This window comes from Yinghuangia sp. YIM S09857 (assembly GCF_051388915.1).
Lineage (GTDB): Bacteria > Actinomycetota > Actinomycetes > Streptomycetales > Streptomycetaceae > Yinghuangia.
Window position 1 is genome coordinate 1 of record NZ_JBPKBH010000017.1, and the last position, 15,133, is coordinate 15,133.

The following is a 15,133-nucleotide window of genomic DNA, read 5'->3' on the forward strand; positions in this document are numbered from 1 at the left end:
GGTCAAGGAGATCCAGTGCGTCACGATCCCCAAGGACGTGCCGCTGACCTCCGCCTGCCTGGTCCCCTGCGGCGTGGTGACCGGCGCCGGCGCGGTGCTCAACCGCGCGAACGTGCTGCCCGGTCAGACCGCCGCGGTGATCGGACTCGGCGGCGTCGGCCTCGCCGCGGTGCAGGCGCTGCGCCTCAAGGGCGCGGGGCGCGTGGTCGGCATTGACACGGTCCCCGGGAAGTTCGACCTGGCCCGGCAGTTCGGCGCGACCGACTTCGTACAGGCCGGCAAGGGCGTCGACGTCGCCGACGAGATCCGCACGCTGTTCCCGTACAGCGAGGACCAGAAGGTCGGCACGTTCGGCGCGGGCGGCGTGGACTGGATCTTCGAATGCACCGGTGTTCCGGCGGTTCTGGAGAACGCCCTCGAAGCCCTCGACTGGGGCGGGACGCTGATCGCGGTCGGGCAGCCTTCGCAGACCGCCACCGCGAACATCCGAATCGCCAATCTCCTCCAGTGCGACCGCGGAATCCTGGGTACGCGCGCGGGCGGCGTCCGGCCGCACGAGGACATCCGGGCGATCGTCGAGCTTTACCGGCAGGGGAAGTTCGACCTCGACGCGCTGGTGTCCAAGGTCTATCCGTCGAACGCATTCACCGACGTTCTCGACGACATGCACAACGGCCGCATCGCGCGCGGCGTACTTGCTTTCTGACCGGAGCCGGTCGGCCGTGTCCGAATATTGAGAACGCGTTCCACCGAGGTTCGGGGAGGATCAGATGGAACAGCAGTCCGGCACGGCCATCGGCAACTGGGGCCGCTGGGGCGAGGAGGACGAGCGCGGCACGCTCAACCTGATCGAGCCGAAGGGCGTCGCCGCGGCGGCGCACGAGGTCCGGACGGGTCAGGCGTACGCGCTCGGCCTGCCCATCCAGCGCGAGGGCGCGCCCGTCTTCGACTACCGGGGCGCGCCCCAACGGCTGACGCTGACCAGCCAGACGGACAACATGTTCGACGACTTCCCCGGCGGCAAGGAGGTCGGGGCGAACGAAGACGTCCTGGTCATCGCGTCGCACAGCATCACGCACATGGACGCGCTGTGCCACGTGCAGCACCGGGGCAAGTTCTACAACGGGTTCGACGCGTCGACGTTCCGCACCCACACCGGTGCCGAGCGCTGCGGCATCGAGAAGCTGGGGGCGTTCGCCACCCGCGCGGTGCTGCTCGACCTGCCCCGCCACCAGGGCGTCGACTTCCTGGAGCCGGGGGCCACCATCACCCGCGCCGACCTGGAGGGATGCGCCGAGGCGCAGGGTGTGGAGGTACGCGCGGGCGACGCGCTGCTGGTGCGCACCGGCCACCTGGACAACTGGCGCACCGAGACGTCGGCCGGGCGCGAGGTGTCGTTCGCGCAGGCGGGGCTGGGGCTCGACGCCGTGTCGTACATCCGCGACCACGACATCAGCGCGGTCGGCTCGGACAACAGCGCGATCGAGGTCATCCCCTTCGACGACGAAACGTTCCTCGCGGTGCACATCGCGCTGCTGGTGGAGTCCGGCGTACCGCTCATGGAGCACCTGTGGCTGACCGACCTCGCCGCGGGCATGGCCGAGGCCGGCACATGGTCGTGTCTGCTCACCGTGACACCGCTCCCGGTCACCGGGGCAACGGGCAGCCCCATCAACCCGGTTGCCATTGTCTGAACGGGCGGGCGCTGCCATAGTTCGGAGATGGTTCGGAAGGACCCCGAATTTTCGGCGGGCCGGACGGAATGACCCGTACGGCTTGCCGTGGCCGACAGGCCGTCTCGGTCTCGTTTCCTCCGTCGAGACCGAGGCGGCCGCCGGGGATTGCGGGCGGGGATTTCCCGGTCCGGCGCGACGTTCCGGAAATCGGATTATTCAATTGACGAAGTCAAGTACTGGTACGATGGCACCGTGAACTCCACCGACAATGTCGACGCGATCCAGCGGGCACTGGAAGCCCTCTTCCGCCGCAACGCCAGCCGCCGAGTCTACGCGCGCCAGGCAGCGGTCGCCGGGGCCACCATTTCGCAGCCCGCGTACGTGCTGCTGCGCCGCGTCAAGAAGGCCGGGCCGCTGCCGATGGGCGAGCTCGCCCGGCTGACCAACATGGACCCGGGCGCCACCGCCCGCCAGGTCGGCCAGCTCGAACGCGAGGGGTACGTCAAGCGTTCGCCGAGCCCCGACGACGGCCGCGTCAGCCTGGTCTCGCTGACGCCGCGCGGCGACGCGGTGCGGCGCCGCCTCACGTCGGTGATGGACCAGCACCTGAACGAGATGCTGTCGAAGTGGAGCGAGGAGGACCGCGCCGCGTTCGCGGTGCTGCTGAACCGCTTCGTCGAGGACATGGCCGCGACCGAGCTGCACGGGACCGTCGAGGACGAGTCCGCCTGAGCGGCGGCGGGCTTCCGCCCCGGGGCAGATGCTGCCACCGGGGCGGTTCGCCTGTTGTGCCTTCGGCTGTGTGCCGTTGTCCGCGCAGCCGGTTACGCCAGGCCGGAGAAGTCGACGTTGCCGACCGTGAGGCTCGCGTTGAAGCCGCCGTCCAGGTTGAGGTTGACGCCGTTGATGAAGCCGGACGCGTCAGCCCCCAGGAACGCGAGGCCCAGCGCGACGTCCAGCCCGGTGGCCAGGCGGCCGTTGCCCTGCGACACGTTCCAGTCGATGACCTTGTCGGACATCGTCTTGCGGAAGTCCGGCAGCAGCGGCGTGTCGATCGGCGACGGGCAGATGCTGTTGACGCGAAGTCCCTTGGCGGCTGCGGTCTTTGCGTAGTGCATCGTGTAGACCTGCACGATCTCCTTGGAGTAGGAGTACGCCTCGACCTCGCGCGTCGCCAGCTCCGCCTGGGCCTCGTCCCAGCCGTCGATCGCGATGAGCGCCTTGATGTCCTCCAGGTGCGGTCCCCAGCCGAAGCCGGCGATGGAGGCGGTGTTCACGATCGCGCCGCCCTCGCGGACCGTGCCGTTGTCGACCAGGGCCTCGGTGAGGCGGCGCAGGCCGAGGTAGTTGACGCCGAAGACCACCGGGGCGGGGAGCGTTCCGGCCACGCCCGCGTTGTTGAACAGGACGTCCAGCGGCCCGTCGGCGGTGATCGCGGCGATCGCGGCGTCCACGGAGGCGGGGTCGTTCAGGTCGGTCTGCACGAACTTGTGGGCAGAGCCCGTGGGTTCCTTGACGTCCAGGACCGTGATGTGCTCCGCACCGAGCTCGGCGAGCAGCTCGACCAGGGCCGCGCCGACTCCCGAGTAGCCGCCGGTGACGACGACGCGCTTGCCTGCGTAGCTGAACGGGCTGGTCATGTGGGCATCTCCTCCAGGGTGGTGCGGGAGCGTGGTCAACGTATAACCGTCGCTTGACACGGTCAAGAGTGCTGCCTAGCGTCGGCGGGTGGGCACAACGACAAGCACTTCCGCAGGTGGGCCGCCAGTTCGGCTCGACGTATCCGACGGCGTGGCCGTCGTCACCCTCGACCGGCCGGACCGGCTGAACGTGTTCTCGGGCGGCATGGGCGTCGCCCTCGGCGAAGCGTATGCCCGATGCGACGCGGACGACAGCGTGCGCGCGGTGGTGCTGACCGGTGCGGGACGCGCATTCTGCGCGGGGGCGGACATCGCGCCGTCCTCCGGCAGCTTCGACGCGCCCGCATCCCCGGGGGAGTTCACCGCCTCGCCGATCTCGCCGCCGGCCTTCCGGGTGCGCAAGCCGGTGATCGCCGCGATCAACGGGCACGCGATCGGCATCGGGCTCACGCTCGCGCTGGAGTGCGACATCCGGTACGTCGCCGCGGACGCGAAACTCGCCGTGCCGCAGGTGCGGCGCGGCATGGTCCCGGACGCCCGGTCGCACTGGACGCTGGCCCGCGCGACCTCCCGGGCGGTCGCCGCGGACATCCTCCTGACGGGCCGCACCTTCCTCGGCGCCGAGGCGGTGGCCCTGGGCGTCGCCTCCCGCGCGCTCCCCGCGGACGAGGTCCTGCCGGCGGCCCTGGCGACCGCGCGGGACATCGCCGAGAACGTGAACCCCCTGTCGTCGGCACTGAGCAAGCGCCTGCTGTGGTTGGACGAGACGGGGGAGGGGGACCGTATCGAGGAGCTGGAGACGGCGTACCACCGCCTGCTCATGGGCACCCCGGACGCGAAGGAGGGCCCCCGCGCCTGGATGGAACGCCGCCCGCCGGAGTGGACGGCGAGGGTGACGGAGGAGTGGGACCGCGTGCGGGAGATGGAGCGCCGCACCGGTGACCCGGAGCCACCCGGCGCGCCCTCCACGTCCTGAATCCACTCCACTTCTCAACCTCTCAGGAGCCGAACTGTGCCGAAACTTCCCCCTCTTGACGTCATGGCCGCGGGCAAGGGCCTGCGCGAGACCGGTGCCACCGCGGCCGACGCGGAGCGCGCCGGGTTCGACGGACTGTGGCTGACCGAGGGCGGGCGTACCGCGTTCGGCGCCGCGACCGCCGCCGCGCTCGCCACCTCCTCGCTCACCGTCGGCACCGGGATCGCGGTCGCGTTCGCGCGCAGCCCGATGATCGCCGCGGCCGCCGCCCGCGAGCTCCAGGAGGCGACCGGCGGCCGCTTCGTCCTCGGCCTGGGCACCCAGGTCCGCGCGCACGTCGAGCGCCGCTACTCCGCCGAGTTCGACCACCCCGGCCCCCGCCTGCGCGAGTACGTCGAGTCGGTACGCGCCATCTGGCGCGCCTTCCGTGGCGAGGAACGCCTGCGCTACCAGGGCGAGTTCTACCGCTTCAGCCTCATGACCCCGGAGTGGTCGCCGGGCCCGACCGACCTGCCCGACCCGGAGATCTACCTCGCCGGCGTCAACCCGTGGATGCTCCGCATGATCGGCGAGCTCGGCGACGGCCTGCACGTGCACCCGCTGCACAGCACCCGCTACCTCGACGAGGTCGTACGCCCCGAACTCGCCGCCGGAGCCGCGCGCGTCGGGCGTACCGCCACCGACGTCACGGTGGTCGTCCCGGTCATGACGGCGACCGGCGAGACCGAGGCGGAGATCGCCGCGCAGCGCGACAAGCTCCGCATGCGGCTCGCGTTCTACGGGTCCACACCCGGCTACGCCAAGGTCTTCGAGACGCACGGATGGGACGACCTCCAGCCGTCCCTCAACCGCCTGTTCGCCGCGAAGGACACCGCGGGCATGGCCGCCGCCGTCACCGACGAGGTGCTGGACGCGCTCACCGTCTCGGCGCCCTGGGACGGCCTCGCCGCCGCACTCGCCGACCGCTACCGGGGCGCGGCAGACCGGCTCATCGCGTACTCGGCGGTGAGCACCTGGAACTCACCCGCGGATGTGGAGCGTTGGGCCGCGGTGGCGGCCGACTGGCGCAAGCTGTCGGACTAGCTCCTGGGTCGGTTCCCCGACCGGCCGTCCGTCTGCGGCACTCAACTCTCCGCCCGAACACGCGAGTTGGCCTGCTCCGAGCGCTCGGACCAGGCCCACTCGCGTACTCGGTGGAGCTACTGACCCTGCACCAGGTGCGCCTTCGCCTCGTCGTATCCGGCGTCGCCGGGGGCCGCAGCCGGGGTGTACACGAGGTGGACGACACCGGTGCCGAAAGTCGTCGACGACTTGAGTGCCAACGGCAGCGCGGTCTCGCCCTCGCCGAACAGCCGCAGGCCCTTGCGCAGCACGATCGGGTGAACGAGCAGGTGCAGCTCGTCCACCAGTCCGGCGGCCAGCAACTGGCGTACGACCGACACCGATCCGCTCAGTGAGATGTCCCCGCCCGGTTCCGCCTTCAGTGCGGTGACCGACTCGACCAGATCGCCCCGGAGCTGCTCGGAGTTGCGCCAGGTGAACGTCAGTTCGCGGTGCGACGCGACGATCTTGCGCATGTCGCCGAGCGCCTTCGCGAAGCCCGCGTCCTCGCCCCCGCCCGCCTCGCGCTCGGGCCACGCCCCAGCGAAGCTCTCGTACGTCTCGCGGCCGAACAGCATCGTGTCGGCGGATGTCGCGAGCGCGCCCACGGCCTCGCCCATCTCGTCGTTGAAGTAGGGGAAGTGCCACTCGTGCGGGTTCTCGACGACGCCGTCGAGCGAGATGAACAGTCCGGCGGTGATCTTCCTCATGGTGGGTGCCTCCGATGGGTCCGTGCGCTGCCTGCCGTGTCACCAGTTAGGACGGCGGGCCGCACCCGAACTCATCGCTGCCGCGGATTGTTTTCCACACGGCGTCCAATCCGGTGGCGATCGGTGGCGTCCGGTGGCGACCGGTGGCGTCCGGGCGACGTCAGGGCGACGTCAGGGCGACGTCAGGGCGACGTCAGGGCGACGTCAGGGTGGCGGCAACCAACCCGTGCTGCTGTTCGTGAAGCCTCGCTTAACGGTCGTTACGAGAACTGCCGTTGTTGCGCGTACCGCCGCTGAGCAGGATGAACGACGTGAAGAGCATCGAGATCACGGCAACGGCCGCCGCACGAGGCGGCGGCAAGTACGCGAGCCCTGTCGTCGGCGACGGCACGGCGTAGGTCCGGGCCCGCCCGCCTCCCGCCGCACCGCGGACCGTACCCCGCGGTCGGCGACGCGGGTACCAAAGGGCCGCTCCGCGGCCGGAATTCGGCCGCGCGTCGGTGCGTCGTCGCTCGGGGACGACGCGCCGATCGGGCTCCCTCCGGGCAACCGGCCCGGCCGGCACCGGAGTTCAGAGCGGGAGCACCTGGTCCGGACGCACCGTCACCGTCACCTGGCGCGTGCCCCCCATGACGCCTGGGACCGTGAATGCGACCGAGACCCCCCGGAACCCGACGCTGGTGACCACCCCCTCCGCGTTCTGCGGGACATAGGGCTTGCTCCAGCTCTCGATGTCGGAATTGGCGATGACCGGGTCGCCGATTTTCATGCCGCGTCCCCTCCTCGGGAATCGACCGGAAGGCAGTGAGCGAACCAGTCAACCTCCGAGCCCCGGTACCGGCACGCACTTCTCCGGAAACCACCCCAACGGGTGACGCGCCCCGCCCGGACGTGTCAGAAAAAGCCCACCCGAGACCGCGATCGGTCGGACGCCGCCGTGATCACAACGACGGATCGCCGAACCCGGCAGGCGGTTTCACGCCGCCCGCGGGACCCGGCACACCGCGGAAGTCGTACGGCACCGGCTCCCGCCCCGCCTGCACCACCCACGCGCGTCCGGTGTCCGTCGACGCCAGGCAGCCCAGCACCGCGGCGGCTATGTCCTCGGCGCGCAGCAGTGGCATGCCCTGGGCCTCCAGGTACGCCTTGGCGCCGCCGAGCAGCGGGGTGTCGGTCAGCCCGGGGCACACCGCGTGGATGGTGATGCCCCGTTCGGCCAGGTCCGAGGCCAGCGACCGGACGAGCCCGACCACCGCGTGCTTGGTCGCGGTGTAGACGGGGTCGCGCGGGAACGCGGCCAGGCCCGCGAGGGACGACGTGGCAACCAGCCGTCCACCGCCGCGGGCCTCCAGCGCGGGGACCAGCGCGCGGGCGCCGAAGACGACTCCGTCGACGTTGATCGCCATGATGCGGCGGTACTGGGCGTCGGTGAGCGAGGCGATTCCGGCACCGCCGGTGTCGACGCCCGCGTTGAGGAACCCGATGTCGATGCCGCCGAAGACCTTGGTGACGTTCTCGACGAGACGCGTCCAGTGGGCGGGCGAGGTGACGTCGAGCTCGCCGTACCAGGCGCCGAGCGTGTCCGCGGCGCGCTGCCCGGCCGCGTTGTCGATGTCGGCGACGACCACCTGGGCCCCGGCGTCGATCAGCGCGCGGCAGGTCGCGTAGCCGATGCCGGACGCGCCGCCGGTGACCACCGCCACCTTGCCGACCAGGTCGTACGTGCCGTTGTCGGGGCCGCCGTGGGAGCCGCTGCCGGGCCCGCCGTCCGCACCGCCGCCGTCGCCGTCCACCACGCGTCCCCCTCCGCCTGCGGGCCGTGAAACGGGCACGACCGCCCAGGATTGTGCCCCCGTAGCGGCCATCACGTCCAGACCTTGACTTTTCACCGACAGGAGTGATGCTGTTCACCTGACGGTGTGTCAGTTATGACCGCGCTCACAGACGTGACACAACACCACTCTGCGCGGAGATGTGTCTTCACAGGACCGTGACGACATGCTAAACACTGTCAACCAGTCGGATCGGATTCCCGAACAGGGATTCGGTTGGCAGCTCTCGGAAGAGCGCTGAACCGCCGTCCGGCCACCCCTTGTTTTGTCAAAAGCGGACACGTGCGCCCTCGTGGTGACACGTGTCACGTGCACGCTCGGCTCGCTTCGCACACGGCTTAATGCACAGCACAGAACGGACAGGCCCACATGTCTGAGACCGCAGCACCCGACGCAGGACCTCCCCCACAGGTCTCGGACGACACCGGACGCCTCGACGGTGCCTCGAAGGGCAAGCTCTTCGGCATCCTGGCGATCATCGTCCTCTTCTCCGAGGTCGTGCCCCTCCAGTACGCGATGATCTCGGCCGCGGTCCCCAAGATCGCCCCCTCGTTCCCCGAGCAGGGCGAGAACATCTCCTGGATGATCGTCATCCTCGGCCTGACCGGCGGTGCGGTCAGCCCGCTGATCGGCAAGCTGTCCGACCTGTACGGCAAGAAGCGCATGCTGCTCGCGTGCAGCGTCGCCTTCCTGGCCGGCACCCTCCTGTGCGCGACCACCGACAACTGGACGATGTTCCTGGTCGGCCGTGCGCTCCAGGCGGTCGCGTTCGGCATGACGGCCATCGTCTACGGCCTCATCCGCGACCTGATGCCGCGCAAGTTCATCCCGGTCGCCATCGGCGTCTCGGCCACCGGCCTCGGCCTCTCCGCCGCCCTCGCCCCGGTCCTCGGCGGCGTGCTGACCGACCACTACTCGTGGCGCTCGCTGTTCTGGTTCCTGGCGATCTTCATGATCGTGGCGATCCCGCTGCTGGTCATGTTCGTGCCGGAGACCAAGCTGCGCGTGCACCAGAAGCTCGACTGGGTCGGCGCGGTCGTCCTCGGTGTCGGCCTCGCGATGATCCTGCTCTACATCAGCCAGGGCGAGAACTGGGGCTGGAGCGAGCCCACCGCCTGGGGCTACGCGGTCGGCGGCCTGATCGTGATCGGCCTGTGGGTGGTCTGGGAGAAGCGCCAGGACCAGCCGCTGATCGACATGAAGCTGCTGACCGCCCCGAAGGTCGCCGCCGTCATCGCGATCGCCTTCCTGGCGAACATGATCATCGGCATGCAGAACTACCTGACCAGCTACATGGCGCAGACGCCCGAGTCGGACGAGCTCAAGGGCCAGATCACCGCGGGCACGCTCGCCCAGACCGAGGCCGGGGCGCGGGCCGCGGGCACCCCGGACAGCATGATCGGCGGCCTCCTGGAGAGCATGCGTCAGGGCATCGGCTTCAACGACGACCTGAACTACGCGCTCGGGTTCTCGATGCTCGCGATGGCCCTGCACCTGGCCATCTGGCAGTCCATCGGCAGCATGATCTCGGGCCCGGTCGCCGGTGCCTGGGGCCAGCGCAGCGGCCTGCGCAAGCCGATGATCGCGGGCATGTCGCTGCTGTCCGCCGGCATGCTGATGTACGTCTTCCTGCACAACAACTGGCAGGTCATGCTGATCTGCGGCGTCGTCTACGGCATCGGCTTCGGGATGTACTACTCGGCGGCCCCGAACCTCATGATCGAGGCGGTCCCGCAGGAGCAGCAGGGCATCGCGTCCAGCATGCTCGTCGTCGCCCAGTCGTTCGGCGCCTCAGTGGGTGTCGCGCTGCTGTCGCCGATCTTCACCCGCAACGCCTTCGAGGTCTCGGTGCCGAACCCGGCCACCCAGCAGATCACCACCAACGAGATCCCGCAGGTGTACACGACGGACGCCTACGTGCAGGGCTTCTGGTTGGCCCTCGTGGCGGGCCTCCTCGGCCTCGCCATCGCGATCGTCATGAAGCACGGGCGCAACAAGGCCACCGGCGGCCTGGGCCACGAGGGCGCGGTCCCGGACGGCGGCTCGGGCGCGGCGGCCAAGGAGCCCGCGAACGCCTGACGCTCGCTCGTCGGCCGGCGTCGGCTGACGTCGGCTGAGGCACAGGCCTTTGCCTGCTGAGGCGAGTCGTTCGCCTCGCTGAAGCAAAGCTTCGGACAAGAAGATCCCCCGGGACGGGCGTCCCGGGGGATCTTCTCGTGTGCCGTGGGGGATTTTTTGCGTAAGCATTACGCGCGTCAGGCGCACGGTCGGTTCACCGACGCCGCCGCCCACCGACGCCGCCGCCCACCGGCACCGCCGCCCACCAGGCATCACGCGCGTCAGCCGCGCAGCCGCTCCAACTCCGCGACCAGGCGCGCGGCCTGCTCGGCCGGGGTGCCGTCCTCCGGGGTCAGGCGCAGCTCCGGCTTCACCGGCGCCTCGTACGGTGCGTCGATACCGGTGAAGTCGCGGATCTCGCCCGCCCGCGCCTTCGCGTACAGGCCCTTGGGGTCGCGGCTCTCGCACACCTCGATGGGGGTGTCGACGAAGACCTCCAGGAACGGCACGCCGTCGCGCTCGTGCAGCTCCCGGGCCCGGTCGCGGTCCGCCCGGTACGGGCTGATCACCGGGACCAGCGCCACGACGCCCGCGTCCGCGAACAGGCGCGCCACCTCGCCGACCCGGCGGATGTTCTCGGTCCGGTCCGCCTCGCCGAAGCCCAGGTCGGCGTTGAGGCCGTGCCGCAGGTTGTCGCCGTCCAGCCGGTACGCCGCGATCCCGCGCGCCACGAGCAGCCGCTCGGTCTCCACCGACACGGTCGACTTGCCGGAGCCCGACAGGCCCGTGAACCACACCGTGGCACCGCGCCAGGGGCGCTCCAGCCGTCCCACGCCGCTGCCGTGCCACACCACGTTCGTGCTCATCCGCGTCCGCTCCGTTCCCGCACCCCGCGCCTGCGTACCGATCACCGCGACGTTACCGGGGCGGGGTCGAACAATCCCGTGCGGTTTCGTGTGTGGTCCGGCACGCCGCGGACGGGCCCGGGCGGGCGCGCGGGTCACCGGAGCGGACTCGGCGACCCGCCTGGAGGGCTGCTCGCGGCGGCGTCCGGATCCGCGCCGAGTCCCGTCCTCGGCCCCGCCGTCTGCGCGAGCTGGGCGCCCGCCGAGCCGGTGCGGTGCATGCGGTGCCAACGCAGCCTGTTGCCCAGCACGGCCGTGACCACGGACTGGATCACCACCAGGTACATCAACTGCCGGTACACGAACTGCTGGAGCGGCAGCGTCCAGACAGGCGTCATGCGCTCGTGGTCCAGGCGCAGCGCGTACATCGCGGTGAGCAACTGCGCGACCATGAAGGCCGACCAGATCCCCAGACTCTGCCACGGGTCCAGGAACAGCAGACCGTACAGCGCGAACACGTCGACGACGGGTGCCAACAGCGGCATGAGCACTTGGAACAGGAACAGGTACGGGAGCCCCCGGCGGCCGAGGTGGCCGGCCGCGCCGCGTTCGAGCAGCGCGCCGCGGTGCTTCCACATCGCCTGCAACGTCCCGTAGCACCAGCGGTAGCGCTGCCGCCAGAGCTGCCGCAACGACTCCGGGGCCTCCGTCCAAGCCAGCGCGCGTTCCTCGTACACGACCCGCCAGCCGGCGCGACACAAGGCCATGGTCAGGTCGGTGTCCTCGGCGAGGGTGTCCTCGCTGACCCCGCCGACGCCGTTGAGGGCGCTGCGCCGGAAGCCGCCGATCGCACCCGGCACGGTCGGCATGCACTCCAGGACGTCGAACATGCGGCGGTCGAGATTGAACCCGATCACGTATTCCAGGTGTTGCCAACGCCCCAGGATGCCACGCCGGTTGCCCACCTTCGTGTTGCCGCTCACGGCGCCCACCGCAGGGTCGGCGAACGGCTGCACGAGGCGGTGGACGGCGTCCGGTTCGAAGACCGTGTCGCCGTCGATCATCACCACGAGTTCGTGGCTCGACCAGGCGATGCCGGTGTTGAGTGCGGACGCCTTACCGCCGTTGCGCTGCCGGATCACCGAGACGCCGGGCAGGCCGAGCGACTCCGCGATGTCCGCCGTGCCGTCGCTCGACCCGTCGTCGACGACGACGATCTCGACCTCGGGATGAGTGGAGGCGGCCAGCGAGCGCAATGTCGCCTCGATGCCCGCGGACTCGTTGTACGCCGGGACGATCACCGAGACCGGCTCCCACACTTCGGGCAGCCGGAACCGGCGCTTCTGCGAACGCGCCACGCGGCGTACGTGGATGCGCGCGACCACGAGCAGCACCACGAGGCGCATCACGGTCAGCACACCCGCGACCCCGAGCACCCACGACATCCCGACGGCGAACACACGGGCCGCCCGCTGCGCCCAGATCATCGCGTCGCCGCGCAACTGGGCACCGCTGTCCGCGCGCGGCGCCGGCGGCAGCCCCAGACCCTCCGACACGGTGGTGAACCGGTAGCCCTGCTTCTCCAACGAGGTCAGCAGCAGGTCCAGTCCCTCGACGGTCTGCGCGCGGTCGCCGCCGCCGTCGTGGAGCAGGACCACCGCGCCGCGTCCGTCGCGCGGTGTCGCCGACTCGGCGATCTTCGCGGCCCCGGGACGCTGCCAGTCCTTGGAGTCCAGATCGGTGGCCACCGTCAGGTAGCCGTGCGTACCCGCCCGCTGGACGGCCTCCCAGGTGCGCCCGCACAGGGCGGACGGCACGGAGGAGTACGGGGGACGCAGCAGGCGCGGGCGCACACCCGCGGCGCCGGCCAGCACGTTGTCGGTCAGGGAGAGTTCGAGGTCGGCGCGCCAGTCCGCCAGCGATCCGAGGTCCGCGTGCGTGTAGGTGTGCGTCCCGAGTTCGTGGCCCGCGTCGTGGACGCGTGCCACCAGACCCGGGTGTTCGGCCGCCTCGGCGCCGACCATGAAGAAGGTTGCCTTCGCGTTGTGCCGGGCCAGTACCTCCAGAACACGCGGCGTCCACGTCGGGTCGGGGCCGTCGTCGAAGGTGAGCGCGATGGTCCGGTCGGGCATCGACGCCGACGACGTGCCCGAATCCGTCGTACGGATGACCGGTCCGCCGCCGCGCACGCCGTCGGGGGCGGGCGCGCAGGACGCGTCGTCCGACTTGCTGCTGCCGGACGCGCCGACCGTGTGCCGGGCGTATCCGTCGAGGAGGAGCGCGGAGGCCACCACCGTCAGGACGAACGCCAGGAGGACCCAGTGCGCCTTCGGCTCGCGCGGACGCGGCTGCTTGGGCTGCGGCGGCGGACCGGAGCGCGGGGGAGCCGGCGGTGAGGGAGCGGGGGCCGGCGGATTCGGCGTCGCCGGACTCGGCGCCGCCGGGCGCGAGGATGACGGACTCGGGTGCGACGGGTCGGCCGGTCGTGGAGCGGGTGGAACGGACGGTCTCGGCTCCGGTACGCCCCGCCCCTTGCGGCGGCGACCGGCCACTCAGTGCCCGCCCTTGTTGGTGTTGGCCGACGTGGGCCGACGCGTCTGACCGGGCGGTTCCACCGGGGCGTTTCCCGGCTTGGTGGACGTCGCTCCGGCGTCGGGCGATCCGGTCGGAGTGGCCCCGGGAGTCTGAGGATTGCCGGGGGACGTGGAGCCCGTCGTCCCGGCGGGGGACGCGGCGGCGCCGCCCGCGGGGGTGCGGGCGGCCGGGGCGCCTCCGGTCGGGCGCGGAGTTTTCGACGATGCCCCTGGTTTGCCGGTGGCCGAGGGTTTGGGCGAGGTGTCCGCGCCGCTGTCGGCGGGCTTGTCGCCTTCGGGCTTCTGCGGCTGGTCGGCGACCCACGGCGGTGTGCCGAGCGGCGACGACGAGACGATGCCGGTCGCGAGGAGTCCCAGGTAGGCGGCCAGCGGCAGGCACAGGAGGAGTACCGCACGCCGCGTCCACCGCTTCCGGCGTCCGCTGGTGTCGACGAATATCTGCTCACCGTCGTCGGAATCACTGCCCTGCAGGCCGTGAATGCCGCGAGTGTGACCCGGGTGAGGGCCATCTGGGGGCAAGGAGGTCGCCATGGCGGCGCAGTCTAACCAGAGACTTTCGGCCTTTGGCCGACGTTCTCCACGACGGGGTCGCTGGGCCGAGCGGCGGTCCACGGCGGGCCTGTCCGGTTGGCGGGACGTCCGCCGTCGTTCGTGTGGAGGCCGAGCGGTGGTTGTCCCAAATCGCCGTGGACAACGCCTGGTTGGTGCAAATTGTTGTCATTGCCTGTGCGGTCAATTGGGGCGTCGGAAGCCAAACGGACAATCCGATCTTGACCGAGCACCCGGGCCGACGATAAATCCAGGACTTGTCCTGAAACCATCGGTCCTCACGCGCCGCCCGCCGCTTACCCGGCCGGGCCGCGTCCTCGATCCCCGGGGGCTCCCTCGATGTCCAACCGCTCCACAGCCCGCTGGGCCGTCGTACTCGCGGCGCCCGCCCTCGCGTTGGCCGCGAGCCTCGCGCCCGCGCACGCCACGGGCAACGAGACGTCCGAACCGCCGTTCCACCAGGACCTGCCGATCACCGCCACCGACAAGGGCGTGGAGCAGCAGGGGCCGGGCGGGTGCCCCGGTATCTCCGCCGGCCAGGACGGCTGGCACTTCGTCCTCCCGGGCAGCGACAACACCACGGTCTTCACCAAGCTGACCGTCACCTTCGAGCCCGGCGGCCAGCAGGTCATCACCGACTTCGGTCCGCCGACGGACAAGCACGCGTACGCCTTCTCGCCCGTCGGGGCCAAGCTGGTCGCGGCCAGCGCGGAGACCCAGGGCGAACCGGTGAAGTTCTTCAACCTGTCGCACACCTGCCCCGGCACGCCGTCCACGACGCCGCCGGCCACCACGAAGCCGCCGACCACGAAGCCGGCCACCACGCCGCCGGCGACGAGCAAGCCGCCGACGACCGGCACCACGCCGCCGGGGACATCCTCCCCGTCGCCGTCCGATACGCCGTCGAGCACGCAGTCGGCGGCTCCGTCGGGAGCCTCCTCCGAGGCCCCGGCCACCACCGGTGGTGCTGACACCGACGGCGACGGGGGCTCGCTCGCTTCCACCGGCGCCATCGCGGTCGGCGGCATCCTCGCCGCCGCGGCCGCGCTCGTGGTCGGCGGATACCTGTTGCGCCGCCGGGCGAACACCGCCTGACGTCCGGCCTGAGGGGCTTGTGCCTGACGGCATGCGCCTGATGACCTGCGGCTGACG

The 15,133-nt window shown here is 70.9% G+C and carries 14 protein-coding genes; 7 read left to right on the forward strand and 7 right to left on the reverse strand.

All coding sequences use genetic code 11. The features are described 5' to 3' along the window. The 3 genes from ACRX5S_RS29370 to ACRX5S_RS29380 form a co-directional block, all read left to right on the forward strand. Positions 1 to 706: zinc-binding dehydrogenase (locus tag ACRX5S_RS29370; RefSeq protein WP_436776167.1), on the forward strand; the 706-nt coding region annotated here is incomplete at its 5' end. 64 nt (positions 707 to 770) lie between these two features. Then, complete coding sequence (locus ACRX5S_RS29375) at positions 771 to 1,694, forward strand: cyclase family protein (RefSeq protein WP_436776168.1); 924 nt, start codon at positions 771 to 773, stop codon at positions 1,692 to 1,694. A gap of 234 nt (positions 1,695 to 1,928) precedes the next feature. Next, positions 1,929 to 2,408: a MarR family winged helix-turn-helix transcriptional regulator gene (locus ACRX5S_RS29380; protein WP_436776169.1), complete on the forward strand. Its 480-nt coding sequence runs from the start codon at positions 1,929 to 1,931 to the stop codon at positions 2,406 to 2,408. Positions 2,409 to 2,500: 92 nt separating this feature from the next. Here the strand turns inward: ACRX5S_RS29380 and ACRX5S_RS29385 are convergent, their stop codons facing one another. Further along, positions 2,501 to 3,316, reverse strand: a complete 816-nt coding sequence (locus tag ACRX5S_RS29385; RefSeq protein ID WP_436776170.1) for an SDR family oxidoreductase — start codon at positions 3,314 to 3,316, stop codon at positions 2,501 to 2,503. Between the two features lie 88 nt (positions 3,317 to 3,404). Between ACRX5S_RS29385 and ACRX5S_RS29390 the strand changes: the two genes are divergently transcribed. Then, positions 3,405 to 4,292, forward strand: coding sequence for an enoyl-CoA hydratase/isomerase family protein (locus ACRX5S_RS29390; RefSeq protein WP_436776171.1), 888 nt, complete (start codon positions 3,405 to 3,407; stop codon positions 4,290 to 4,292). 36 nt (positions 4,293 to 4,328) lie between these two features. Continuing rightward, positions 4,329 to 5,375, forward strand: a complete 1,047-nt coding sequence (locus ACRX5S_RS29395) for a TIGR03617 family F420-dependent LLM class oxidoreductase (protein ID WP_436776172.1) — start codon at positions 4,329 to 4,331, stop codon at positions 5,373 to 5,375. Between the two features lie 116 nt (positions 5,376 to 5,491). On the opposite strand, the gene ACRX5S_RS29400 is transcribed toward ACRX5S_RS29395, so the two are convergent. From ACRX5S_RS29400 to ACRX5S_RS29410, 3 genes are all read right to left on the reverse strand, one after another. Continuing rightward, positions 5,492 to 6,103 carry a dihydrofolate reductase family protein gene (locus ACRX5S_RS29400; protein WP_436776173.1) on the reverse strand — a complete coding sequence of 204 codons (612 nt, stop codon included), beginning with the start codon at positions 6,101 to 6,103 and terminating at the stop codon, positions 5,492 to 5,494. Positions 6,104 to 6,674: 571 nt separating this feature from the next. Next, the gene (locus tag ACRX5S_RS29405) at positions 6,675 to 6,872 is read right to left on the reverse strand and encodes a hypothetical protein (RefSeq protein ID WP_436776174.1); all 198 of its coding nucleotides are present in this window, start codon (positions 6,870 to 6,872) and stop codon (positions 6,675 to 6,677) included. A 172-nt stretch (positions 6,873 to 7,044) separates the two neighbouring features. Next, positions 7,045 to 7,899, reverse strand: coding sequence for an SDR family oxidoreductase (locus tag ACRX5S_RS29410; protein WP_436776175.1), 855 nt, complete (start codon positions 7,897 to 7,899; stop codon positions 7,045 to 7,047). A 405-nt stretch (positions 7,900 to 8,304) separates the two neighbouring features. On the opposite strand from ACRX5S_RS29410, the gene ACRX5S_RS29415 reads away from it, so the two are divergent. Then, the gene (locus tag ACRX5S_RS29415; RefSeq protein ID WP_436776176.1) at positions 8,305 to 10,014 is read left to right on the forward strand and encodes an MFS transporter; all 1,710 of its coding nucleotides are present in this window, start codon (positions 8,305 to 8,307) and stop codon (positions 10,012 to 10,014) included. 260 nt (positions 10,015 to 10,274) lie between these two features. On the opposite strand, the gene cysC is transcribed toward ACRX5S_RS29415, so the two are convergent. The 3 genes from cysC to ACRX5S_RS29430 form a co-directional block, all read right to left on the reverse strand. After that, entirely contained in the window at positions 10,275 to 10,859 is a 585-nt protein-coding gene (cysC, locus tag ACRX5S_RS29420; protein WP_436776177.1) for an adenylyl-sulfate kinase, read from the reverse strand. Positions 10,860 to 10,993: 134 nt separating this feature from the next. After that, positions 10,994 to 13,129, reverse strand: a complete 2,136-nt coding sequence (locus ACRX5S_RS29425) for a bifunctional polysaccharide deacetylase/glycosyltransferase family 2 protein (protein ID WP_436776178.1) — start codon at positions 13,127 to 13,129, stop codon at positions 10,994 to 10,996. A gap of 261 nt (positions 13,130 to 13,390) precedes the next feature. After that, positions 13,391 to 13,963, reverse strand: coding sequence for a hypothetical protein (locus ACRX5S_RS29430; RefSeq protein WP_436776179.1), 573 nt, complete (start codon positions 13,961 to 13,963; stop codon positions 13,391 to 13,393). Positions 13,964 to 14,320: 357 nt separating this feature from the next. Here ACRX5S_RS29430 and ACRX5S_RS29435 point away from each other — a divergent pair, with 357 nt between their 5' ends. Next, positions 14,321 to 15,076, forward strand: a complete 756-nt coding sequence (locus tag ACRX5S_RS29435) for an LPXTG cell wall anchor domain-containing protein (protein ID WP_436776180.1) — start codon at positions 14,321 to 14,323, stop codon at positions 15,074 to 15,076. The last annotated feature ends 57 nt before the right edge of the window (positions 15,077 to 15,133 follow it).

Coding starts and splice junctions, on each gene's coding strand:
- ACRX5S_RS29400 (WP_436776173.1), bottom strand. CDS start 6,103: ATGAGGAAGATCACCGCCGGACTGTTCATCTCGCTCGACGGCGTCGTC.
- cysC (WP_436776177.1), bottom strand. CDS start 10,859: ATGAGCACGAACGTGGTGTGGCACGGCAGCGGCGTGGGACGGCTGGAG.
- ACRX5S_RS29430 (WP_436776179.1), bottom strand. CDS start 13,963: ATGGCGACCTCCTTGCCCCCAGATGGCCCTCACCCGGGTCACACTCGC.
- ACRX5S_RS29405 (WP_436776174.1), bottom strand. CDS start 6,872: ATGAAAATCGGCGACCCGGTCATCGCCAATTCCGACATCGAGAGCTGG.
- ACRX5S_RS29435 (WP_436776180.1), top strand. CDS start 14,321: ATGTCCAACCGCTCCACAGCCCGCTGGGCCGTCGTACTCGCGGCGCCC.
- ACRX5S_RS29385 (WP_436776170.1), bottom strand. CDS start 3,316: ATGACCAGCCCGTTCAGCTACGCAGGCAAGCGCGTCGTCGTCACCGGC.
- ACRX5S_RS29415 (WP_436776176.1), top strand. CDS start 8,305: ATGTCTGAGACCGCAGCACCCGACGCAGGACCTCCCCCACAGGTCTCG.
- ACRX5S_RS29375 (WP_436776168.1), top strand. CDS start 771: ATGGAACAGCAGTCCGGCACGGCCATCGGCAACTGGGGCCGCTGGGGC.